The organism is Parerythrobacter aestuarii (assembly GCF_030140925.1).
Lineage (GTDB): Bacteria > Pseudomonadota > Alphaproteobacteria > Sphingomonadales > Sphingomonadaceae > Parerythrobacter > Parerythrobacter aestuarii.
This window is the reverse complement of the sequence record NZ_JARBWD010000001.1, coordinates 540,133-562,371: the sequence shown is the minus strand read 5'-3', so window position 1 is coordinate 562,371 and position 22,239 is coordinate 540,133. Positions and strand designations below refer to the sequence as shown.

Sequence of the window (22,239 nt, the reverse complement as noted above, 5' to 3'; positions counted from 1 at the left end):
GAAGTTATGGCTATCCAGAACGAACCCGAACTGCCCGACGATATTTATGCGCAGATCAGGAAGCATTCTTTCGTAGGCGATGAGCTTGCCGAAAAGGGGCATTTCGAAGCGGCGATCGGCCGCTACAACAAGGCGTGGGATTTGCTGCCCGCGCCGAAGAGTCGTTGGAAAGCATCAACCTGGCTACTCATCGCCATTGCCGATGCAGCTTTTCTCGGCAAAGATTTTTCCCTTGCTCGCGAGGTGCTGGACGACCTTAAGCGCATGGAAGATGCGGTTGGAAACCCGTTCATACTCATGCGGAACGGTCAAGTTCTGTTCGAAGAAGGAAAGCTCGATGAGGCCGCCAATGAAATGATGCTGGCCTACATGTCGGAAGGTAAGGAAATTTTTGATCGCGATGATCCGAAATACTACGAGTTCCTGAAAACACGCGCCCGAGACCTCGAATGACCGACCGCAAACCCATCCACACACGCACCAAGACCGGCCGCCACAAGGTCGATCTGAAGCAGCTTCCAGCCGCCGCGCGCTATGTCATTTCGCTCGGCGTGGTGGCACTGGTGTTGGGCCTCGCGGTGCGGTTTGGCAGCGACCATGGCGTGACAGAGGAAAAGGTCGCGCCTTTCGTCCCGATTGTGGGCGGCGCGGTGATCCTCATCGTGCTGCTGGGCATTTTCCTGCAGCTCAAAGGCAAGCGCTAGTCTCCACCGCTCAGGTTGTTCGCTCGGCCTTGTCCTTGGCGTTGGTGCCCTTGATCATCTCACGCATCTTCGCCCAATCCTCGTCTCCCAATGGCGCCAGCGCCTGGTAGAAATTGCCCGAATTGGCCTGATACCCGGCACCGTCGATGGCAATGGTCTGGCCGTTCACCCATTCCGCGCCCGGTCCCATCAGGAACACCGCGAGATTGGCGAGTTCGTGCATCTCGCCGTGCCGCCCCATCGGGTTCATCCGGTCGCCCGAATTGCCGCCACGCCCGCCTGGGCTGAGCCGCGCGCTCATCCCGTCGGTCGGGAACAGGCCAGGGGCGATTGCATTGAAGCGCAGGCCGTAGCGGCCCCATTCGACCGCCAGGCTCTGAGTCATGTTGTTGACCGCTGATTTGCTCATGGCAGACGGCACCGTGAACGGACCGCCATTCCAGACCCAGGTGGTCAGGATCGAGAGGAAATTGCCGCGCTTGCCTTCCTTGATCAGCCGCGTTCCGACTTCATGCGTCATGTAGAAGGTGCCGCGGAAGACGATATCCGAAATCGCGTTGAAGGCATTGGCAGACAGGTCCTCCGTCCGGCTGATGAAATTCCCCGCCGCATTGTTGACGAGGCCGGTCAGCGCACCACCTTCCCAGATTCTCGCGACCATTTCCTGGATCGCTTCGTGGTTGCGGATGTCGCAAGCGTGGCCGACCACCTTGCCGCCATGCTTGCCCATTAGCCCGTCGGCCGTTTCCTGCAGCTTGCCTTCTCGCCGCCCGCAAATATGGACCTCTGCGCCCAGCTTGAGGAACGCCTCGGTCATTTCCTTGCCCAGCCCCGTGCCGCCACCGGTGACGAGGATGCGTTCGCCTTCCATCAACCCGTCGCGGTACATCAGCTTGGCAATATCCATGGCGTTCTCTCCTCGTCATGTTTCCGATTCTTGCACGCGCGATAGACTATCCAGACCACCTGCGCGACTTCCCTTGATTGAAAGCACTTTCAGGTCCAACTCGCGCCCAGCGACGACTCGCCACAGGAGAAAAATTTACCACCCCTATGACCACGCTTGCCCCACTGAATCGCACGCCCTTCCGCAACGCCTATCGCCAGGATGAAGAAACGTGCGTCACCGAGCGACTGCGCCAGGCAGCTCCCGCCGCCGCCAGGCACGACGAAGCGCAGCAACTGGCTGTCCGCCTGATCGAGGGCGCACGAAAGCGCAAGGCCAGCGGGATAGATGCCTTCCTGCACACCTACGGGCTGGCGACCGAAGAGGGTATCGCACTGATGTGCTTGGCCGAAGCGTTGTTGCGGGTGCCCGATCACGAAACAGCCGACGCGCTGATCCGCGACAAGCTCGGCGATATCGACTGGGGCGAGCACCTGGGTGAGAGTTCTTCGACTTTTGTCAACGCCGCGACCTTCTCGCTGATGCTGACCGGCGAAGTGCTGGAGCGACCAGAAGAGCACCAGCGCGGGATGGGCAAGACGCTGAAGCGCACCGTCAACCGGCTGGGCGAACCAGTTATCCGCAAAGCCACCTTGCAGGCGATGAAAATCCTTGGCGGCCAGTTCGTTTATGGCCGCGATATTGGTGAAGCGCTCAAGCGGGCCAAGCCTGAGCGGGCCCAGGGCCTGACCCACAGTTTCGACATGCTGGGCGAAGGTGCGCTGACTTTCGAGGATGCTGAGCGCTATCGCCAATCCTACGAACGCGCCATTGAACGCCTCGCGGGCGAAACCGATGGGTCGTTCAAATCGAGCCCGGGCATCTCGGTAAAGCTGTCGGCGCTCTATCCGAAATACGATGTCTTCCATCAGGAGGCCGCGGTTGCGGCGCTGGTGCCGATCTTGCGCGACCTGGCGGCGAAAGCGCGCGATGCCAACATGCATTTCAATATCGATGCCGAGGAAGCCGAACGGCTGGAGATCTCGCTCGACATCATCGAACAACTGGTTGAAGACGACGCGCTGTTCACCAAGCCTGATGGCACCGCATGGGGCGGTTTCGGGATCGTGATCCAGGCTTACCAGAAGCGTGCTGCGCCGCTGTGCGACTGGGTCGTCAAGCTGGCGCGGCGGCACGACCGGCGGCTGATGGTGCGACTGGTCAAAGGCGCGTACTGGGACACGGAGATCAAGCTCAGCCATGTCGGCGGCTATCCCGACTTCCCGGTCTTCACGCGCAAGGTCGCGACCGACGTCAGCTACCTCGCCTGCGCTTCCAGGCTGCTTGAAGCCAATGACGTGATCTACCCGGCGTTCGCCACGCACAATGCGTATACAATCGGTTCCATCAAGGCTTTGGCGGGTTCGAAGGAGTTCGAGTTCCAGCGCCTGCATGGAATGGGCGAGGAATTATACGACGCGCTGGCGTCGCACGAAGGCAACGCCAGAACCCCTGTGCGAATTTATGCACCCGTTGGCGTGCACAAAGACCTGCTGGCCTATCTCGTCCGGCGCCTGCTGGAGAACGGGGCCAACAGTTCCTTCGTCAACCGCATGGCCGATGCCGAGGTGCCGGCGGTCGAACTGGCAAGCAACCCGGTCGAGGAGCTGGCGGCGCTAAAGCCCAAGCGGAACCCGGAAATTCCGTTGCCCGCGGACATATTCCCTAATCGGCGCAACAGCGCGGGTGTCGACCTGGCGGATCCGCTGGTGCGCGAACCGCTACTCCAACGGCTCGAAGCGCTGGAAGGCAGGCACTGGTATGCCGGCCCGACCTTCCCTGCCGAAGCAGCGGGCGAAGAAGCACCGATCAACCAGCCGCAAGACCTGACCCATGAAGTCGGGACCCGGCGCGATTGTACCGAGGAAGAAGTCAAGGACGCGATCACACGTGCGCAGCTGATCCAGCCGGGCTGGAATGCGCTCGGCGGCGAGAAGCGGGCCTTGCTGCTCGAAGCGGCGGCCGACCTGTTCGAAGCGCATTCCGACGAATTCCTCAGCCTGTGCCGCAATGAAGCGGGCAAGTCGCTGCTCGACGGAGTGCTCGAAGTGCGCGAGGCGGTCGACTTCCTGCGCTATTATGCCGGTGAGGCCCGGCGCCAGTTTTCCGCGCCGATCATGTTGCCTGGCCCGACCGGTGAAGAGAACCGGCTGCACATGGCCGGGCGCGGGGTATTTGCCACCATCAGCCCGTGGAACTTCCCGCTGGCGATCTTCATCGGTCCCGCCGCAGCGGCGATGGCGGCAGGCAACACCGTGGTCGCCAAGCCTGCCGAGCAGACGCCGCTGATCGCCGCGCTGGCCGTGAAGCTGTGCCACGAAGCAGGTATCCCGGAAGAAGTCTTCCAGCTTCTGCCAGGCGCAGGCGATGTCGGACAGATGATCACCAGCGACCCGCGCCTGGCCGGGGTTGCTTTCACCGGTTCGACGGAGACCGCGCAGGCGATCAACCGTTCGCTCGCCGCGCGCGAAGGGCCGATCGCAACCTTTATCGCCGAGACCGGCGGGCAGAACGCCATGATCGTCGACAGTTCGGCCCTGCCCGAGCAAGTCGCCCGCGACGTCGTCGCCAGCGCGTTCCAGAGCGCCGGGCAGCGCTGCTCGGCGCAACGCATGCTCTACATCCAGGATGACGTCTACGACGCGATGCTGGCGATGATCCGGGGTGCATTCGAAGCGCTTTCTATCGGCGATCCGGCGGACTTCGCGACCGATGTCGGCCCGGTTATCGATCCAGACGCCAAGGCGGCGCTGGAACGCCACGTTGCCCGCCGCAAGAAAGCCGGGATGCAGGTCTGGCGGCGCAAGCTGCCGCGCGGGGCAGCCAGGGGCTGCTTTGTCGCGCCGACGATCATCGAGTTGGATTCCATCCTCGACCTGAAGCGTGAGAACTTCGGCCCGATCCTGCATGTCGCCCGCTTCAAGGCCGAGGAACTCGACCAGGTCCTGGCAGATATCAATGCCACCGGTTACGGGCTCACGCTGGGCCTGCACAGTCGGATCGAAGCGACTCGGCGCTATGTCGAAGCTCGTGCGCGGGTCGGCAATTTCTACGTCAACCGCAACCAGATCGGCGCGGTGGTGGAAAGCCAGCCGTTCGGCGGCGAAGGCTTGTCGGGCACCGGCCCCAAGGCTGGCGGCCCCCACTATGTCGCACGTTTCGCCACGGAACGTGTGGTTTGCATCGACACCACGGCGGCAGGCGGCAACGCCACGCTGCTCGCCAGCTAAGACAGAGCGTGAATCGGGGGGTTATCATCCCCCGATTCGCCCGTTAAACAGCGCGCCCATGGGCCGATATATCAAACTGCTGATCGCCGTCTTCGCCTTTGCATGGTCGTCTACCGCCATGGCCGAGGTGAAGATGCACTTTCATTCCTTCAACGGATCGGTGCTGTTCGGGCGCTACCCGCATGCTTTCGTCGTTCTGGAAGGAACGCTTGCTAACGGCACGAAGGTCGATGAGAATTTCGGTTTCTCCGCGCTCAAGACCACGCCGGCAATCCTCAACGGACCTGTCAAGCAGGCGATCATTCATGAAGAGCCGAAAATGATCCGCAAGACCAACCGGCACTTCACGCTGACCATCAGCGATCAGCAGTATCATCGCATCAAGCGCGAAGTCGCAGCCTGGCGCGACGCCCCGGGTGATTTCTACGACCTCGAAAAGCGCAACTGCATCCACTTCGTAGGCCGCATGGCAGAGCTGGCCGGGCTCAAGGTCGAGTACCCGCAGAAGATGCTCCGGCGTCCAAAAAAGTGGCTCAATTTCATAACCGGCCTCAATCCCAAGCTGGGAGCCATCCCTCTAAAATAGGGGAAATCGCTGTGCGGAGCTTGCCGCGAGCGCCGCGCTCGGGAATCCTGCCTGCATGGCAATTTTGAGCGACAAATGGATTCGCGAGGCTGCGACCAAACGCGGCATGATCGAGCCGTTCGAAGAAGCGCAGCGGCGTGACGGCTGCATTTCCTACGGGCTGAGCTCGTTCGGCTATGACGCCCGCGTCGCGCCCGAGTTCAAGATCTTCACCAACGTCAACAGCGCGGTGGTCGATCCCAAGGATTTCGATGGTGACAGCCTGGTCGACCGCGAGACCGATGTCTGCGTGATCCCGCCCAACAGCTTTGCCTTGGCCCGCACGGTCGAATATTTCCGTATCCCGGAAGATGTGTTGGTGATCTGTCTCGGCAAGAGCACCTATGCCCGCTGCGGGATCATCGTGAACGTGACACCGCTGGAACCGGGCTGGGAAGGCCATGTGACGCTGGAGTTCAGCAACACAACGCCGCTTCCGGCCAGGATCTACGCCAATGAAGGTGCCTGCCAGTTCCTGTTCCTGCAGGGCAATGAACGGCCTGAAGTCACCTATGCCGACCGGGCTGGCAAATATATGGGTCAGCGCGGCGTAACGCTGCCAAGGCTGTGAGCAAGCGCCTGTGAGTGTCGGTCGCTTCCCGTTCTGGCGCGTCGTGCCGGGCGAGCAAAGCGGCACATACATCCTCCCTGTCATGCCTCCGGCCACCGCCGGGCCCGACGGCGCGCCGCATATCATGGGTGGGGTGGCGCTGGCGGCGATCGTCGATGCCATGCAGCTCGACAGCGAATTGCCGTTGCTGTGGGCGCAGGTGCAGTTTCTCGGAGCCACGCAGCATGCCGAGGAACTGTTGGTCTCGGTCGAGCAATGCGGCGGCGGCCAGTCGGTGGCGCAATATGCCGCGAGCGCCCAGGTCAACGGCCGCCCTACGCACCGGGCCGGCGGAGCGCTGGGCTATCGCGAACCCAATGAGCAGACGCTGTTTGCCGCAATGCCCGAGCTTGTCGGTCCGGACAACGCGACGCCGGTCGAGATCAGCCATTCCTCGCCCGGCGGATTGCCCGACCAGTTCGAATACCGCGTGGCACTGCATGACGAAGACCGCGGCGTGCATGCCACCTGGACCCGATCGCGCGCGGACTTCGCCATCGATGCGGGCTGGCTGGCGATCATTTCCGACCTGTTTCTTGGCGGGCATCCGGCCGCACGCGGCGGTTTCAGCCTCGATGCCATGTTCCGCTTCGTGCAGGGGGCCGATCCCGGCTGGGTGCTCAGCGTCACTGAATTCGCCGCCTTTGATCGCGGCGTGGTGCATGGCTCGGCGCGGCATTTTGCCGAGGATGGACGACTGCTCGCCATTTCGAGCCAGACCGGGGTCCTGCTGCGCATCCCGAGGGGAGAACTATGACTATGGAGACCCCGCTGTTCGACCAATGGCGCGCCCGCTCGCCGCATTATGACGATACCCATGAGGCCGTGTGCCAGAGCGTGCGCACTTTCGTGACGCGCGAGATCATGCCGCATGTGGCAAAGTGGGAAGCAGCCGGCGAGCTGCCGCGCGAGCTGCACAAGAAGGCTGCCGAAGCAGGGGTTATCGGGCTCGGCTATCCCGAGCGGCTGGGCGGCAGCGGGACGCTGGAGGAAGCCGGGTTCGATATCTTCCATTCGCTGGTCCAGTCCGAGGAAATGTGCCGCCCCGGTGCCGGCGGCATCCCGGCCTCGCTGCTGACCCACGGCATCGGCCTGCCGCCGATCATCGCCATGGGCAGCGAGGAGATGCAGCAGCGGATTGCGCCGCAGGTGCTGAGCGGCGAGACAATCATCTGCCTCGGCATTACCGAGCCGGGCGGCGGCTCCGACGTCGCCAATCTCAGGACTCGCGCCGATCTGCGCGGCGACCACTATGTCGTCACCGGCGAGAAGACCTATATCACCAGCGGCATGCGGGCCGACTACATCACGCTGGCGGTGCGCACCGGCGGGGAAGGCATGGGCGGGGTCTCGCTGCTGCTGGTCGAGATGGACCGCCCCGGCATCACCCGCACCGCGCTGCAGAAGATGGGCTGGCATGCCTCCGACACGGCGACGATCCATTTCGACAATGTCGAAGTGCCGGTGAGCAATCTGATCGGGCCGGAGAACCAGGGCTTCGGCGGGATCATGCGCAATTTCAACGGCGAGCGGCTGGGCATGGCGCAACAGGCGGCGGCCTATGCGCGGGTTTGCTACGAGGATGCGCTCGACTGGGCGCGCGAACGCGAGACCTTCGGCCGCCCGCTGGTGACCCGACAGGCGATCCGCCACAAGCTCGCCCGAATGCTGCAGATGATCCAGGCGACGCAAGCGATGATCGACCATGCGGCGTGGACGGTGAAAGAGGGCTGCGCCTTCCCCGGCGACTTCGCCTTGCTCAAGGTGCAGGCGACCCAGACGATGGAATATTGCGCCCGCGAGGCATGCCAGATCATGGGCGGCGCCAGCTTCATGCGCGGCGGGCGAGTCGAGCGGATCTATCGCGAAGTGCGGGTGATGGCGATCGGCGGCGGCTCGGAGGAAATCATGTACGACCTCGCTAGCCGCCAGTATCGGTTTTGATGCGGGAACAGGCGTTGCCTTCGTGGCTTTGACTCCTTGATGCACTCGGCCCATGCAGGGTCGCAAAGGAGAGCTGCCATGAGCAAGGACAACCGCGAATTCGATATCATCGTCTATGGTGCCACCGGCTACACCGGGCGGCTCGTCGCCGAACATTTTGTGCGCCACTATGGTGACCGGAACGACGCACCCAAATGGGCCATGGCTGGCCGCAGCCTCGACAAGCTGGAACAAGTGCGCGACGAGATCGGCGCTCCCAAAGCCACTCCGTTAGTCGTAGCCGATGCCTCGGACCCCGACAGCCTCACTGCGATGTGCAACCGCACGAAGGTCGTGCTGACCACGGTCGGCCCTTACCAGCTTTATGGCGACGAGTTGGTGGCAGCCTGTGTCGCCACCGGCACCGACTATGCCGATCTGTGCGGCGAGCCGGGCTGGATGCGCGAGAAGATCGACCAGTTCCATGAATCCGCCCAGTCGAGCGGCGCGCGGATATGCTTCTCCAGCGGCTTCGATTCGATCCCCTTCGACCTTGGCGTTTTCATGCTGCAGCGGGCTTCGCAGGAGAAGTTCGGCAAGCCGTGCAGCCGGGTCAAGGGCCGCGTGCGGGCCATGGCCGGGACCTTCTCCGGCGGCACTGCCGCCAGCCTCACCGCCACCATGAAGGCGGTGGCAAAGAACCCCAAGCTGATCCCGATCCTGTCCAGCCCGTTCGGGCTCACCCCTGGCTTCGAAGGGCCGAATCAGCCGCTTGGCATGGTGCCTGAATATGACGAGGACACCGGCAAATGGGCAGCGCCTTTCATCATGGCGACGATCAACACCAAGAACGTCCACCGCACCAATTTCCTGCGCGGCTTCCCCTATGGCGAGAATTTCAAATACGACGAAATGATGCTCACCAGCCCCGGCGAAGCGGGCAAGGCGGCAGCCAATGCGGTGGCGGACATGCTCAAGAACCCGTTCGGGGCGAAGCCGCCCAAGCCCGGCGAAGGCCCGAGCAAGGAAGAGCGCGAGAACGGCTTCTACGACGTACTATTCATCGGCAAGACCGGCCATGATGACGAGGAAATCCGCCTGGGCGTCAAAGGCAAGTACGATCCGGGCTATGGCTCGACCAGCCGCATGCTGGCCGAGACCGGCATGGCGCTGCTCGATTGCAAGGCCGAGGGCGGCGTCGGCACGCCCGGTTCGTTCCTCGGCGAAGACCTCGTCAAACGGCTCGAAGCCAATGCCGAGATTTCTTTCGCAATCGAAGACTAGATACTGAAGCGCACGCTGGCCTGGATATTGCGCCCGGTCAGCGGCACGAAATCCTTGGTGAAGCTGGCATGGCGCCGGCCGGTGACATTGAAGATGTTCTCGGCCTTGAGCAGCACGGTGACATTGTTGTTGCCACTGATCGGGCGCCACGCGATCGAGGCGTTGACGAGGGTGAACCCCCCGGTTTGCGTCTCGAACGGAGCGATCGCGTCCTGCTTGTCGAACCATTGGACCTCGCCGCGGATGTTGAAGGCGTCGAGATCGGCCTCCAGCGCGCCCAGCAGGCTAAGCGGCGGGATGCGCGGCAGCGGCGTGCCGTCATCGAGCTTGGCGCTGACATACTCGCCGCGCAGGTCGGCGCTGAGCTTGAACGGAACGGTGTCCACGAGCGGCAGTTTGACCTCGCCTTCGAGGCCCCAGTAGTCGACATCGCCCTGCAGGTAGGTGAAGACCGGCAGGTCGTCTTCCTCCAGCCCGGTGGCGGAGAGGTAGATATAATCGCTGAACCAGTTCTTGAACGCTGCCAGGCTGACCGTTGCCGGCCCGATACGGCCACGGACGTATGCTTCAAGGCCCCAGGCACTCTCCGTCGAAAGGTCCGGATCGCCGACTTCGAAGGCCTGGGTGGCGATATGCGGACCATCGGAGAACAGCTCCTCCGCGCTCGGAGCACGTTCGGCGCGGCTGGCGTTGAGACCGAAGCGCAGGCCTCCGTCGGTTTCATGCGCGATGCCGACAGCGCCGGAGAATGTGTCGAAGCTGCGCGCGATGCCGATCGGTGGTGCAGCGACATCGCTGGTTTCGAACCGTCCGGCAAGCTCGAGGTGGACCGGCCCGGCTTCGAATTCCTGCAGGGTGAAGACGGCGAACTGTTCGGTGGTGTTGCGCGGAATATAGGCCTCGGCACCAAAGGCATCGAAATCGCGTGAATAATACTGGACTCCGGTCGAGCCGCCCCAACCACCGCGCCGGTTCTGGGCCAGCTCAGCGCGCGCTTCCAGCCCCTGCACGTCGAACACGGTACCAACCTCGTCGCCTTCGAATTCGGTGTGGGTATAGTCGCTGAAGCCAATCCGGGTGATCAGCTGGTCGAAAAAGCCCTCGCCCAGGTCGAGTTCGCCGCGCAGGTCGGCGCGGAACTGGCGCAGGTCGATAGTGACCGGGACGTCACCTTCTTCCTCTTCTTCGCCACCCTCTTCGCCTTCTCCATGATGACCGGCACCCGGACGACCCGGAATGCCGTAATTGGTGTCGTACCAGCCGACTGCGAAGCCAAGGTTGCTATCGCCTGCAAACAGCGTGATGCCGGCATTTGCGGTCCAGGTCTCAGTCGCGGTGCCGGGTACGATGCCGCGCTGGTTGGCCGCTTCGCGCAGCTCGTCGGCTTCTTCGAATGCGCCTTCCAGTTCCTCCTCGTCAGCATCGGCAAACAGGTCGGCCCGCAGCCCGGGAGCGACTGCAAACCCCGGAATCTCCATATCGTTGGTGGTGCGGTAGGAGCCGTTGGCGTGGAAGGCGAAGTACTGGCCCAGCGGCAGGTCGACCGAGAGGCCGCCTTCGCGTGCATCGAACGCGGTATCGGCGCGGACCAGCCCGTCGAGATGGATAGGCTCGTCGGGCATGCGGCGCGGAATGCGCTTGTCGATGACATTGACCGCACCGCCGATGGCCTGGCTGCCGAACAGCAGCACAGCCGGGCCGCGCAACACATCGATCCGTTCAGCGGTCAGCGGGTCGATCGTCACGGCATGGTCGACCGAAGTGTTGGAGACATCGATCGCACCGAGACCGTCGACCAGTACCTTCACGCGCTCGCCGCTGAAGCCGCGCAGGACCGGGCGCGAGGCACCGGGGGCAAAGCCGCTCGCACTCACGCCGGGGATCTTGACCAGCGATTCGCCAATATTGCCTTCCAGCGACCGCTGCAGCTCGAGCCCTTCGACGACCGAAGTCCCGGCCAGGACATCCAGTTGGTTGAGCCCCGAGGCTGTTACCACGATGACGCTGTCATCATCGTAGCGACGGTCATGAAAGTCATCGTCCGGTTGGCGACTGACCGACTCATCACCCTGGACATCCTGTGCGGCGAGCGAGTGGGCCGACAGCGCCACGACGAGGGCTAGCGAAGAGGCAGCAAGGCGGGAAAAGCGTACTGGAGGGGACATTCGAGGTGCTGACCTTTGTTGTTGTCTCATGCGACCTGACAGCAGGGGGGATGAACGCAGCCGGAAGCATAATGATACGTCGTAACATTACTCGCGCGGCCCCAAAGCATGCAGGCCAGCGCAACGCAAGCAGAATCTCGACGAATCGAGGTCGCAGCCGGATGAATATCATGTCGGGAGAAAATGGAGCGGGCGAGGCGATTCGAACGCCCGACCCCAACCTTGGCAAGGTTGTGCTCTACCCCTGAGCTACGCCCGCTCACTGGCGTCCGCGATGGGGCCAAAGAGGCCTTCCATCGCTGGGGAGGCGCGCAGTTAGCAGCGCTTATTGCCCCTCGCAAGCGGAAAATTGGATTCTCTCATGCTCGATATCCGGCCCTTCACAAATGCGACTGAAGACCCACATTACGTGTCATGGGGCTCATGCTAGGGTAGCCCCCGCCGAATCCAGTTGAAGGGGAAGTTTCTTGGCCAGCATGGGTCTCAATCTCGACGAACAGAAGGCTGTCGACCGATTCCGCAAGACCATCGTGGAGCCATCGATGAAGAGCCTGGTGATTCTCGATTTCTGGGCCGAGTGGTGCGGTCCGTGCAAGGCGCTGACCCCGGTGCTGGAGAAGGTCGCGGCCGATTATGCCGACAAAGGCGTGATCCTGGCCAAGGTCAATGTCGATGAAGAGAAGTTCATTGCGAGCCAGTTCCAGGTCCAGTCGATCCCCACCGTCTATGCCATGTTCCAGGGCCAGCCGGTCGCCGACCTGACGCAGGCCCGAACAGAATCACAGCTGAAACAGATGCTCGACCAGATCCTCGCCCAGCTACCGATCACGGGCGGCGAAGGGGGTGGCGATGAAGGTCCCTCGGAAGAAGAGATCGCGCAGTTTATCGCCATGGGCGAGAAAGTTCTCGGCGAAGGCGATGCCGAACGCGCGCTGGGAATTTTCCAGCAGGTCGTAGAGATGGCACCCACCAATGCCGAAGCGATGTCTGGCTACCTGCGTGCGCTTATCGAAGCCGGGCACAGCGAGCAGGCTCAGGCCATGCTCGACCAGATGCCGGAAGAGGTGGCCAAGGACCCGGCTATCGAACGAGTCAAGGCGACGCTCGAGCTTGCTGCCAACAAGGTCGATGACAGCGAGTTGGCAGCGCTCAAGGACAAGGCCGCCGGCGGTGACATGGAGGCTCGCTATGCCTATGCCGAGGCCGCCTTTGCCGCCGGGCAGCGCGATGCCGCTGCCGACGAGCTGCTGGCGATGTTCGAGACCGACCGCGATTGGAATGACGGCGCAGCGCGAACCAAGCTGCTGCAGATCTTCGAAGCCATCGGCCTTGAAGACGAATGGGTCGTCACCACCCGCCGACGCCTGTCCAAGATCCTGTTTGGCTGATGAGGTCTCAAACCACACCCGTTCGCCCTGAGCCTGTCGACGGGCATGGACGCAACTGTGGTGGCTGGGCTTCGACAGGCTCAGCCCGAACGAATGCAGGAGGAGTCGCCTAGACGATGCGTCTTTCGATCTTCCCTCTATCCGGAGCGATCCTGTTCCCCGGGCTGCAATTGCCGCTGCACATTTTCGAGCCACGCTATCGCGCGCTAGTCGGCGATGCGCTGGCACGCGACCGCCGCATCGCCATGATCCAGCCTCAGGAAGCGCGCGAAGGTGCCCCGCTCTACACTGTTGGTTGCGTCGGCAAGATCGAAGAAGTCGAAGCACTCGACGACGGGCGCTACAACCTTATCCTCGACGGGGAGAGCCGCTTCCGCGTCGTGCAGGAGCTCGAGGTACAGACGCCGTTCCGGCAGATCGAGGCCGAGCTGATCCCCGAAGACGGCGACCAGGTGCTGAGCCATATCGAGCGCGCCGGGTTCGAACGCGAAGCGCGCCGCTTCGCGGATGCGCAGGGCTATAGTGTCGACTGGGATTCGGTGCAGAACCTCGACGACCAGTCGCTGATCAACGGCGTCAGCCAGATCGCGCCATTCGACCAGGCCAGCAAGCAGGCGCTGCTCGAAGCGCCCGACCTTGCCGCCCGCTGCGAGCTCTTGATCCAGTTGATGTATTTCTTCGGTCGCCGCGATGGCGACGATGACAAGGTGACGCTGCAATAGTGAAGCCGAAGCGCAGTCCTGCATCCGTTCGTACTAAGTTTGTCGAAGTACGGGCGAGACGATGCGGCCTGGCTTCGACAGGCTCAGTCCGAACGGGTAGGAGTGCATTCTTCCCCTAAGTCCCGAACGAGCCCTTGAGCCCGTCAATCACGTATTGCGCGGCCAGCGCTGCGAGGAGCACACCGAGCAGGCGGGTAATGACGGCTTCAACCTTGTCGCCAAGCAAACGGATCAGCGGGCCGGCCGCGACCAGCGCGGCGGCGGTGAGGACCACCACGGCCCCGAGCGCGGCAAGTACGACCAGCGTTTCTTCGGTGCCCTGCGCTTCGTTCTGCAACAGCATGATTGCGGCGATCGCACCGGGGCCGGCCAGCATCGGCATGGCCATGGGGAAGACCGAGACGTCTTCCACTTCGGATGCAGTGACCTTTTCAGCCCGTTCTTCGCGGCGCTGTGTGCGTTTCTCGAACACCATTTCGAAGGCAATGAAAAACAGCATAAGCCCACCGGCGATGCGGAAGCTGTCGAGCTCGATGTGCAAGGCGGCAAGCAATTGCTCGCCGAACAGCGCGAAGATGACGAGGATGATCGCGGCGATAAGCGAGGCCCTCAGCGCCATGCTGCGCGCCTGCGCCGGGGTCGCGCCCTTGGTGAGGCCCGCGTAGATCGGAGCGCAGCCCGGCGGATCGATCACCACGAACAGGGTGATGAAGGCGGAGATGAAGAGTTCGGTCACGTTATTGGTCCGGCAACGGGGCGGGATAGTCGAAGCTCAGCGCTTCCTGCCACGCCTCGTCTTGCCACAATTGCGCGGAGAATGAACGCTGGCCGTCCCCGGAGTGGGACCATTGCCAGCGCAACGTCCCGTCACTGGACGTGCGCCAGGCGGCCGCATCGTCAGCACCAAGTGGCGGGGTATCGCAATCTGCGACATGCCCTTCGATCATGTCCATGCCAGTGACCACGATAACGTCGTCGGGTGTATCGCCTGCGACGCGACGCGGGGGTGGCTGAGGGTTGTCAGGCGCTCCGCCGTCGTAAATCCAGCGATACTCACCGTCCGGCTGCCGTTGCCACACGGTAATGAATCGACCCAGCAGGCCTTCAGGATCGCGGAAGCGGCCATGGCTCACAGCCAGTCGCCCGTTGCAGCTCATCCAGACCGCTCTCGGGCCCCATTCCACGGCTTCCTCGGGGTCCTTTTGCGTGCTCAGCCAACGCCTGGCGTCGATTGCCCCATTGCGGCCATGGATCAGCGCACCATCGGCAGAAAATTCGCGAAAGGCAGTCCACTGCCCTTCCTCGCGTGCCATGCGGGCGAATGCGGATTCGGTGGCGACAATCTCGCCCGGGACGGCGATATTGCTGCCCGCCAACGCGCGATCGATCACCCGCTTGGGCGTCCGCGGCGGACCGCCTACGCATGAGGCAAGCAGGGCCGCGATGGCAATTATAGCAAATGTCCTGATCATTCCCGCCCTCTATCCGTTCGGACAGGGAAAGTCGAAGGCATGTTTGCGTGAAAGCCTACAGACCTTCCGGGTCCGACAAGCCTTCGTTGCGATGCGCGGCGACCAGCGTGTTCCTGAGCAGCACCGCAATGGTCATCGGGCCGACACCACCAGGCACTGGCGTAATCGCTTTCACAACCTCGCTCGCGCCCGCGAAATCGACATCACCGACCAGCCGCCCCTTCTCCTTGCCGGGTTCGGGGTCGAGCCGGTTGATGCCGACATCGATCACGATTGCACCGGGCTTGAGCCATTCGGGCTTGACCATCTCCGCCCGGCCAACGGCGGCCACGACAATGTCTGCACCGCGCACGACTTCGGGCAGGTCCCTGGTGCGGCTATGGGCGATAGTGACAGTGCAGTTCTCGCCCAGCAGCAACTGCGCCATCGGTTTGCCGACGAGGATCGAGCGGCCGATCACCACCGCGTCCATGCCGGAAAGGTCGCCCAGCTGGTCTTTCAGCAGCATCAGCGAACCGAGCGGCGTGCACGGCACCAGCCCCGGCAGGCCGAGCGCGAGCCGCCCGGTGCTGGTCGGGGTCAACCCGTCGACATCCTTGTCAGGGCTGATTCGCGCCACCACCGCCTGCTCATCGAGTCCCTTCGGCAGCGGAAGCTGGACGAGTATCCCATCGACGGCAGGATCGGCGTTGAGCTGGTCGACCAGCGCCTCGAGGTCATCCTGTGCGGTGTCGGCAGGCAGGCGATGCTCGAAGCTGTTCATCCCGCAGGCGACGGTCTGCTTGGCCTTGGAGGCGACATAGACCTGGCTGGCGGGATCATCCCCCACCAGCACCACGGCGAGCCCGGCCTTGCGCCCGGCAGCGGCTTCGAAGCGTGCAGCGAGTTCCCCGACCTTCTCGCGCAATCCTGCAGCGAAGGCCTTCCCGTCGATAATCTGGGCAGTCATCAGTATCAGTAAACCCCGTAGAACAGTGCCCGCTTGAGGATCTGCAAGCCGATGATCAGCACCAGCGGCGAGAAATCGATCGCGCCTGTGCTGGGCAGGATGCGCTTGATCGGCGCCAGCACGGGATCGAGTAGTGAGTTGATCGAGCGATAGACCTGATAGAGGAAATCATTGCTGGAGCTGGTCACATTGAAGGCGAACAGCAAGCCGATGATGAACTGGACGATGACCAGCATCACGATCACATTGATCGGCATGCCGAGAATGTCGATGACAGCAGTCAAGATGCGGTCCTTTCCGTTACCTGTGTTTGCACCACCCTACAGGATGACAGGGTGGTGTATCAACACCCTAATACGCCTCATTCTGCCCGGATCAGCGTACCCGCGCCGCGCGCAGTGAAGAATTCGAGCAGCATCGCATGCGGTACGCGCCCGTCGAGCACAACGGCTGCTTCGCATCCCGCCTCGACTGCGTGGACGCAAGTCTCCAGCTTGGGGATCATCCCGCCGCTGATGGTGCCGTCTTCGCGCAGGGCGGCGATCTGTTCGGGTGTGAGGTCGGTCAGCAGCTTGCCGTCCTTGCCCAATACGCCTTTTACATCGGTCAGCAGGAACAGTCGCGCCGCGCCCAGCGCCGCCGCGATTGCGCCCGCCATGGTGTCGGCATTGATATTATAGGTATGCCCGTCCTCGCCCGCACCGATTGGCGCGACGATGGGGATCATGCCTGAGTTGACCGCGGTATCGAGGATGCTGGTATCGACCTTCGACGGCTCGCCGACGAATCCGAGGTCGATGACACTCTCGATATTGCTGTCCGGATCCTTGACCGTGCGGGTGACCTTGGTTGCGGTCACCAGCCCGCCGTCCTTGCCGGAAATGCCGATGGCCTTGCCCCCGGCGCTGGCGATCCAGCCAACCAGCTCCTTGTTGATGGCACCGGACAGGACCATCTCTGCAACCTCGGCGGTTTCCTTGTCGGTTACCCTGAGGCCGTCGACGAAAGTGCTCTCAACGCCCAGCTTCTTGAGCATGGCACCGATCTGCGGGCCGCCGCCGTGAACGACGACAGGGTTGATGCCGACCGCCTTCAACAAGACGATGTCTTCGGCGAACTCGCGCGCAGCCTGCGGGTTGCCCATCGCATGGCCGCCATATTTCACCACGAAGGTGCGCCCGGCGTAGCGCTGGAAATAGGGCAGCGCTTCGATCAGCACTTCGGCCTTCGGCAGCATGTTCGAATTGTCCGCCATGGCGTATTCCTTGCGTGGCCGGCCCCCTAGGCAGGCCCAATCAAACCGGGGCGTCGCCTAGCGCAGGCGTGGGTAATTGGGAAGAGCGCGCTGCCAAGGCGCTGGCGCTGGTGTAAACTGGCAGCATGGTAGTCGTCCGCCCGCCCGAATTCGATCCCAAGTGGCGTCGCCAGCGCCGCTGGTCCGCGCGATGGCGAGGGCTGCGCCCATGGCTCGCGGTCGCCGCTATCATCGTCTTCGGGCTGTGGCTGACAGGCCTGCCGTCCAGCCTGCGCAATGCCGAGCTGACCGAGGCCCGCTTTACCGTCTGCGGCGTCGAGCCGGGCGACGCCTGCGTTATCGACGGCGACACCATCGCTTTTGGCCAGCGCCGCGTCCGGCTGACCGGCTATGACGCGCCCGAACTCGACGGCGCATGCGAAGCAGAGCAAGCGCGCGCGCGCGAAGCCCGCACCGCCCTGCTTGGCTGGCTCAACGAAGGGCCATTCTATGTCGATGGCGGCGAAGATCCGCCGCGCGACCAGTATGGCCGCGAATTGCGTGCAGCCTGGCGGGTTCTGGACAATGGCGCGGAAGACTGGCTGGCAGAGCGCATGGTCGCCGATGGCCTCGCCGAGGACAGCAGCTGGGGTGCCAGCACGATCGACTGGTGCGCGTGAAGCTTACCTGCCACAAACCGGGCATGACTTATCGCACCCACTCGTTCGCCCTCTTGCCACTCCTCGCCCTGCTCGCCTGCAACAAGGCCGAGCCGGACCTCCAGGTGAGCCCGCAGGACTCCTTCTGGGCAAGCCTCTCCAGCCACTGCGGCAAGGCTTACTCAGGCCAGCTGGCAAGCGATGACGAAGCCGATGCCGGCTTCCGTGGCGCTGAGATGCTCATGCATGTGCGCGAATGCAGCGACAGCGAGATCCGGGTGCCATTCCATGTCAGGCAGGACGGCGAAGACTGGGACCGTTCGCGCACCTGGGTGCTTACTCGCACCGATGCGGGCCTGCGTCTCAAGCACGATCACCGCCACGAAGATGGCGAGAGCGATACCGTCACCATGTATGGTGGAGACACGGCCGAAGATGGCTCCGCGCGCAGCCAAGCCTTCCCCGTCGATGCCGAAAGCATTGCTTTGTTCAAGCGCGAGGGACTGGCCGCTTCGGTTACCAATGTCTGGGCGATCGAAGTCGACCCTGCCGGTCAGAAGGATGCTCGCTTCGCCTACCAACTCCAGCGGACCATGGCTGGCGGCGCACCCGAAGACCGCTTCTTCCGCGTCGAGTTCGACGCCACACGTCCAGTCGATCCGCCACCCGCCCCTTGGGGCTTCGCGGACTAGGGTTGGCCGCTACCTCCCGTAGCCGAGCAGCAACGACAGCACCCAACCCCGCTCGCCGCGGCTTACCACGTCGTCGAGCCGCCAGCCGTGCGGGCCTTTCTCCCAATAGTAATCCAGCTCGTTGGGCGTATCGAAATTCTTGAAGCGGGCAGTCACTACCATCCGCTCGGGCTCATCGCTCAGCCGCAATCCGTCGGGCGTGGTCCCTTCCACTTCTATGTCCGAGATCAGCGCGTCCTGCCCGTTGACGATCCAGTCGAAGTCGATCCGCGCGATCGGTGTGTCATGTACGCCGCGCCGCCAGTCGTCGCGCAGCATCAGGTCATACAGCCGGTCGGTCAGCGGCAGGTCCACCTGCGGGATATCCATCCCCTCGTCATAGAGCGCTCGCAAGGTTTCGACCGGGTCGGCGATCCCGCGTGTGGCAGTGACCTTTTCCGTGTCGTCACAGGGCATGCCCTCTTCGCTTTGTTCCTGCGCCATGGCAGGCACGGCTTGCAATGTCATAGTCAGCGGCAACAGCATGGCCGGTGCGGCGATGAGCAAGCGTACGATCATGTGGCTGTCCTCCCTGTCCATCGTATCATGACATGTCGCGAGGCAGCTTGCGAGGGGCACTTTGGCTCAAGACCCGGATTGCCTGAATTGCCCGACAGGTCCAAAGTCGCGATCAGAGGGAGAGAGACATCATGCATCAGCTCGAAGGCAAGGTCGCATTCGTAACCGGCGCGGGATCGGGAATTGGCCTCGGCATCGCCCAGGCGCTCGCGGCCGCCGGGGTCAAGGTCATGCTGTGTGACATCGACCAGGCCGCACTCGACACAGCGGTGGCGGGGCTATCCGCAACCAATGCCGACGTCGCCGGGGTGCGGGCGGACGTCAGCCTGAAGGACGAGCTGCGCAAGGCCGCAGAGGAGACCATTGCGCGCTTCGGCAAGGTGCATATCCTCGTCAACAACGCCGGGGTCGGCGGCGGCGGCGGTTATGGCGACTGGACCGATGCCAGCTGGAACTGGGCGCTGGGCGTCAACCTGATGAGCGTCGTGTGGGGGATCGAGATCTTCGGCCCGCTGATCGAAAGTCATGCCGAAGGCGGTCAGATCGTCTCTACCGCCAGCATTGCCGGGCTGATCGCCGCTACCGGCCCGTCCTACAATGTCACCAAGTACGGCGTCGTTGCGCTAAGCGAAGGTCTGCGCACCGATCTTGCGCCGCGCGGGATCGGGGTCTCGGTGCTCTGCCCGGGCTTCATCCGAACCCAGATCATGGATTCGCGGCGCAACCTGCCTGAGCGTTTTGGCACCATCGAACAGATGAGCGAAGGTGCCGAGGCGCCCGAGTTGGTGCAGCAAGCCCGGGCCGCGATCGAGAACGGGATCGATCCGCGCTATGTCGGCGAGCTGGTGCGCGAGGGGATCGAAGGCAACTGGGACTACATCTTCACCGACACGCAGTTCGAGCCTTTCATCGAAGCGCGCTTTGCCAATATCAAGGCCGGCTTCGACCGTATCCGGGATCGCACGCCCGCGCGGTGAGCATTGCCGGTTGCCGCAGGACAGGTGGCGTCGGATCGGCTAGTGTCCCCACATGGCCCGCGTGACCGCCCAGCCCTTGCCGCCCGACAGCCTGCTGGCGCAGCGTGTGCGATCCGGCGACTTCGCCGACTGCTACACTGCCGAGGTGCCGGGCCATGTCAGCATCCGGCAGTACATCATCGCCTTCTACAGCAGCGCCGCGTTCTTTCCCGAGCGCAACCTCCTGCGCCTGATCGGGCGCGGTGCAGGACCAGCCGACATCGCCGCACTGGCTGCCGCAGAGACCGAGAGCTTCGCGGCCTGGACCATCGAGCAGCGGACCCAGAACCAGCTGCTGATGCGTGACTTCCTTGGCAAGACCCGCAGCTGGCTGATGGTCGAGCACAACGCTGCATCGACCCGCCTCTACTTCGGTAGCTGGGTCGGAGCAAAGCCCGGATCCGGGCGGCTGAGCCTTACCGCTCACCTCGCCTACCCCTTCCACCGGCTCTATTCGCGCATCCTGCTGGCGGGTGCCGTGCACAGGCTTTCTCGCTAGGGTTCGGAGCGGATTGGAATCCGACAATTTGGCGCTTGGCGGCGCAGATGTTACAAATGCTCGATCGCAACAACATGCGGGTCGCCTGGGACTCGCGCGGCAATGGGCTGCGCGACAAGGAGGAGACCTGACATGGCTACACTCGAAATCGGCAACAAGGACGCGCATGACGCCTATGAGAACAAGGATCACCTTGACCTCATCGACGCCGGGCTGACGGCCAACAACCTTCCGCAAAAGGCACCTGACGTCACCGTCAGCATCACCGATGGCGGCAAGCGGGCGACTGTCACTTACAAGATGGCGCTGACGCTCGTCGCGTCCGACGAAGACGAGCTGGAAGACGTGGAGAACCTGATCACCGGGCTGCTGCAGGATGCCGCCGCCGAGGGGCTCAACACCAGCGGCATCCCGTCGAACCCGCTCACCATCATCAAGCTGACGATGTCGACCATCAAGCGCATCCGCGACATCTGGGAGACCGAGCACCGCATCGCCCGGCTGGCGGTGCGCGACCTGCCGGTCAAGATCAAGGATCGCAACGGCAAGACCATCAAGCTGCGGACCAAGATCTTCGTCGATGCATCGTGGATGGCGAACGACCCCACCGAATGGGGCAGCTATGCCTGGATCGAACTGGAGATGCATCGGGTGCTCGGCATTCCGGGGCAGCACAAGGGCATCCTGCCAGAGGACCTCGACGACCTCGCACGGACCGACGGTATCATCCCGTGGCAACCGGCCAATGGCGACGACCTGGTCGGGACATTCTATTCCGACCTGCACAGCTGCGAACAGGACATCGACAGGGACGAGATCAAGGTGACCGCCGATGTCAGCTGCAACGCCATTTCCGACGATGACGTTGTGGCACTGGTGATCCGCTCCATGACCATCGAACTCGAGATCCTCGAGGAGGAGGACAAGGGAAGCGGCATCGGCGAGAGCGGTTCGGGCACAGCGGTCGAAGAAGAAGAGACCGAAGAGACCGATGAACAGGAGGAGGAAGAAGAAGCCGGCGAGAAGGGTTCGTCCAAGCAACCGCCGACCAAGAAAGCGCCAGCGAAGAAGGCCGGGGCAAAGAAGGGGCGAGGCCGCATGTTGAGCGAACTCGGCAAGCGCAAGTTCGAGAAGAAGCTGCGCACCGATCGCTAGTCCGGCCCCTCAGCGGCACGGGCGGTGGTCCGTGCCGCTAGGCAGCGGCGCGCGCCTTGCCGACAATCCCGGTGATCTCGTCGAGCAGGGCCAGCCGCTGCTTCTTCAACGCTTCGGTGCGTTCGTCGCTGGCCGCTTCGGTCTCGGCTTCGATCCGGTGTACCGCGCGATTCAGCGCGTGATACTCGTCTGCCACTCGCGCGAAGTGGGCATCATCCTGCTTGAGCCGCGTCAGCAAGTCGCGGTCGCGCTTGAAGATCTCGGTCAGCTCGTTCGGGGTATGCTGCGACATGGGAAGGCCCTTTCCATAAAGACAAGTGATGACAGCAACTCTAGCGGGGCGAGCGGCAACGACATTGCGCCAGATCAAATTCGCTCCCCGCCCAGGGGGGGAGGCAGGGGCTATCC

At 63.1% G+C, this 22,239-nt stretch carries 24 protein-coding genes and 1 tRNA gene; 15 read left to right on the top strand and 10 right to left on the bottom strand.

Annotated features, from left to right (window positions below):
- The first annotated feature begins 6 nt into the window (after positions 1 to 6).
- Both QPW08_RS02805 and QPW08_RS02800 read left to right on the top strand, forming a co-directional pair.
- Positions 7 to 453, top strand: a complete 447-nt coding sequence (locus QPW08_RS02805; RefSeq protein WP_284124223.1) for a hypothetical protein — start codon at positions 7 to 9, stop codon at positions 451 to 453.
- Complete coding sequence (locus QPW08_RS02800) at positions 450 to 704, top strand: hypothetical protein (RefSeq protein WP_284124222.1); 255 nt, start codon at positions 450 to 452, stop codon at positions 702 to 704. Before QPW08_RS02805 ends, QPW08_RS02800 begins: the two co-directional genes overlap by 4 nt.
- Before the next feature lie 10 nt (positions 705 to 714).
- On the opposite strand, the gene QPW08_RS02795 is transcribed toward QPW08_RS02800, so the two are convergent.
- Positions 715 to 1,611, bottom strand: a complete 897-nt coding sequence (locus tag QPW08_RS02795; RefSeq protein WP_284124221.1) for an SDR family oxidoreductase — start codon at positions 1,609 to 1,611, stop codon at positions 715 to 717.
- A gap of 146 nt (positions 1,612 to 1,757) precedes the next feature.
- Between QPW08_RS02795 and putA the strand changes: the two genes are divergently transcribed.
- The 6 genes from putA to QPW08_RS02765 all read left to right on the top strand — a co-directional run bounded on the left by putA (position 1,758) and on the right by QPW08_RS02765 (position 9,322).
- Positions 1,758 to 4,880: a bifunctional proline dehydrogenase/L-glutamate gamma-semialdehyde dehydrogenase PutA gene (gene putA, locus QPW08_RS02790; protein WP_284124220.1), complete on the top strand. Its 3,123-nt coding sequence runs from the start codon at positions 1,758 to 1,760 to the stop codon at positions 4,878 to 4,880.
- Positions 4,881 to 4,938: 58 nt separating this feature from the next.
- On the top strand, positions 4,939 to 5,466 hold the full coding sequence (locus tag QPW08_RS02785; RefSeq protein WP_284124219.1) for a hypothetical protein: 528 nt from the start codon (positions 4,939 to 4,941) through the stop codon (positions 5,464 to 5,466).
- Positions 5,467 to 5,521: 55 nt separating this feature from the next.
- Positions 5,522 to 6,076, top strand: coding sequence for a dCTP deaminase (gene dcd / locus QPW08_RS02780; protein WP_284124217.1), 555 nt, complete (start codon positions 5,522 to 5,524; stop codon positions 6,074 to 6,076).
- Positions 6,077 to 6,086: 10 nt separating this feature from the next.
- Positions 6,087 to 6,872, top strand: coding sequence for a thioesterase family protein (locus tag QPW08_RS02775; protein ID WP_284124216.1), 786 nt, complete (start codon positions 6,087 to 6,089; stop codon positions 6,870 to 6,872).
- Entirely contained in the window at positions 6,869 to 8,059 is a 1,191-nt protein-coding gene (locus QPW08_RS02770) for an acyl-CoA dehydrogenase family protein (protein ID WP_326521295.1), read from the top strand. Before QPW08_RS02775 ends, QPW08_RS02770 begins: the two co-directional genes overlap by 4 nt.
- A 78-nt stretch (positions 8,060 to 8,137) precedes the next feature.
- Entirely contained in the window at positions 8,138 to 9,322 is a 1,185-nt protein-coding gene (locus QPW08_RS02765; RefSeq protein WP_284124214.1) for a saccharopine dehydrogenase family protein, read from the top strand.
- On the opposite strand, the gene QPW08_RS02760 is transcribed toward QPW08_RS02765, so the two are convergent.
- Together QPW08_RS02760 and QPW08_RS02755 are read right to left on the bottom strand one after the other, a co-directional pair.
- Positions 9,319 to 11,433: a TonB-dependent receptor gene (locus QPW08_RS02760; RefSeq protein ID WP_326521294.1), complete on the bottom strand. Its 2,115-nt coding sequence runs from the start codon at positions 11,431 to 11,433 to the stop codon at positions 9,319 to 9,321. The genes QPW08_RS02765 and QPW08_RS02760 overlap by 4 nt on opposite strands.
- Before the next feature lie 238 nt (positions 11,434 to 11,671).
- Positions 11,672 to 11,746: transfer RNA gene (locus QPW08_RS02755), tRNA-Gly, on the bottom strand.
- 217 nt (positions 11,747 to 11,963) lie between these two features.
- Here QPW08_RS02755 and QPW08_RS02750 point away from each other — a divergent pair.
- Together QPW08_RS02750 and QPW08_RS02745 are read left to right on the top strand one after the other, a co-directional pair.
- Positions 11,964 to 12,875, top strand: a complete 912-nt coding sequence (locus QPW08_RS02750) for a tetratricopeptide repeat protein (RefSeq protein WP_284126285.1) — start codon at positions 11,964 to 11,966, stop codon at positions 12,873 to 12,875.
- A 116-nt stretch (positions 12,876 to 12,991) separates the two neighbouring features.
- Positions 12,992 to 13,597 carry an LON peptidase substrate-binding domain-containing protein gene (locus tag QPW08_RS02745; RefSeq protein ID WP_284124210.1) on the top strand — a complete coding sequence of 202 codons (606 nt, stop codon included), beginning with the start codon at positions 12,992 to 12,994 and terminating at the stop codon, positions 13,595 to 13,597.
- A 115-nt stretch (positions 13,598 to 13,712) separates the two neighbouring features.
- Here QPW08_RS02745 and QPW08_RS02740 read toward each other — a convergent pair whose 3' ends face one another.
- The 5 genes from QPW08_RS02740 to argB form a co-directional block, all read right to left on the bottom strand.
- On the bottom strand, positions 13,713 to 14,333 hold the full coding sequence (locus QPW08_RS02740; RefSeq protein WP_284124209.1) for a MarC family protein: 621 nt from the start codon (positions 14,331 to 14,333) through the stop codon (positions 13,713 to 13,715).
- A 1-nt stretch (position 14,334) separates the two neighbouring features.
- On the bottom strand, positions 14,335 to 15,069 hold the full coding sequence (locus tag QPW08_RS02735; protein ID WP_284124207.1) for a hypothetical protein: 735 nt from the start codon (positions 15,067 to 15,069) through the stop codon (positions 14,335 to 14,337).
- A gap of 55 nt (positions 15,070 to 15,124) precedes the next feature.
- On the bottom strand, positions 15,125 to 16,018 hold the full coding sequence (gene folD, locus QPW08_RS02730) for a bifunctional methylenetetrahydrofolate dehydrogenase/methenyltetrahydrofolate cyclohydrolase FolD (RefSeq protein WP_284124206.1): 894 nt from the start codon (positions 16,016 to 16,018) through the stop codon (positions 15,125 to 15,127).
- Positions 16,019 to 16,023: 5 nt separating this feature from the next.
- Positions 16,024 to 16,275, bottom strand: coding sequence for a YggT family protein (locus QPW08_RS02725; protein ID WP_284126284.1), 252 nt, complete (start codon positions 16,273 to 16,275; stop codon positions 16,024 to 16,026).
- 104 nt (positions 16,276 to 16,379) lie between these two features.
- Complete coding sequence (argB, locus tag QPW08_RS02720) at positions 16,380 to 17,273, bottom strand: acetylglutamate kinase (RefSeq protein WP_284124205.1); 894 nt, start codon at positions 17,271 to 17,273, stop codon at positions 16,380 to 16,382.
- 125 nt (positions 17,274 to 17,398) lie between these two features.
- Here argB and QPW08_RS02715 point away from each other — a divergent pair, with 125 nt between their 5' ends.
- Both QPW08_RS02715 and QPW08_RS02710 read left to right on the top strand, forming a co-directional pair.
- Positions 17,399 to 17,932: a thermonuclease family protein gene (locus tag QPW08_RS02715; protein ID WP_284124204.1), complete on the top strand. Its 534-nt coding sequence runs from the start codon at positions 17,399 to 17,401 to the stop codon at positions 17,930 to 17,932.
- Positions 17,933 to 17,955: 23 nt separating this feature from the next.
- Positions 17,956 to 18,603, top strand: coding sequence for a hypothetical protein (locus tag QPW08_RS02710; protein WP_284124203.1), 648 nt, complete (start codon positions 17,956 to 17,958; stop codon positions 18,601 to 18,603).
- Positions 18,604 to 18,612: 9 nt separating this feature from the next.
- On the opposite strand, the gene QPW08_RS02705 is transcribed toward QPW08_RS02710, so the two are convergent.
- A complete protein-coding gene (locus QPW08_RS02705; protein WP_284124202.1) occupies positions 18,613 to 19,161 on the bottom strand; it encodes a hypothetical protein in 549 nt (182 codons plus the stop codon).
- Between the two features lie 131 nt (positions 19,162 to 19,292).
- Between QPW08_RS02705 and QPW08_RS02700 the strand changes: the two genes are divergently transcribed.
- From QPW08_RS02700 to QPW08_RS02690, 3 genes are all read left to right on the top strand, one after another.
- Positions 19,293 to 20,138, top strand: a complete 846-nt coding sequence (locus tag QPW08_RS02700) for an SDR family NAD(P)-dependent oxidoreductase (RefSeq protein WP_284124201.1) — start codon at positions 19,293 to 19,295, stop codon at positions 20,136 to 20,138.
- 52 nt (positions 20,139 to 20,190) lie between these two features.
- On the top strand, positions 20,191 to 20,676 hold the full coding sequence (locus QPW08_RS02695; RefSeq protein ID WP_284124200.1) for a hypothetical protein: 486 nt from the start codon (positions 20,191 to 20,193) through the stop codon (positions 20,674 to 20,676).
- Between the two features lie 132 nt (positions 20,677 to 20,808).
- Positions 20,809 to 21,831, top strand: coding sequence for a hypothetical protein (locus tag QPW08_RS02690; RefSeq protein ID WP_284124199.1), 1,023 nt, complete (start codon positions 20,809 to 20,811; stop codon positions 21,829 to 21,831).
- Between the two features lie 37 nt (positions 21,832 to 21,868).
- Here the strand turns inward: QPW08_RS02690 and QPW08_RS02685 are convergent, their stop codons facing one another.
- Positions 21,869 to 22,123, bottom strand: coding sequence for a YdcH family protein (locus QPW08_RS02685; RefSeq protein ID WP_284124198.1), 255 nt, complete (start codon positions 22,121 to 22,123; stop codon positions 21,869 to 21,871).
- Between the last annotated feature and the right edge of the window lie 116 nt (positions 22,124 to 22,239).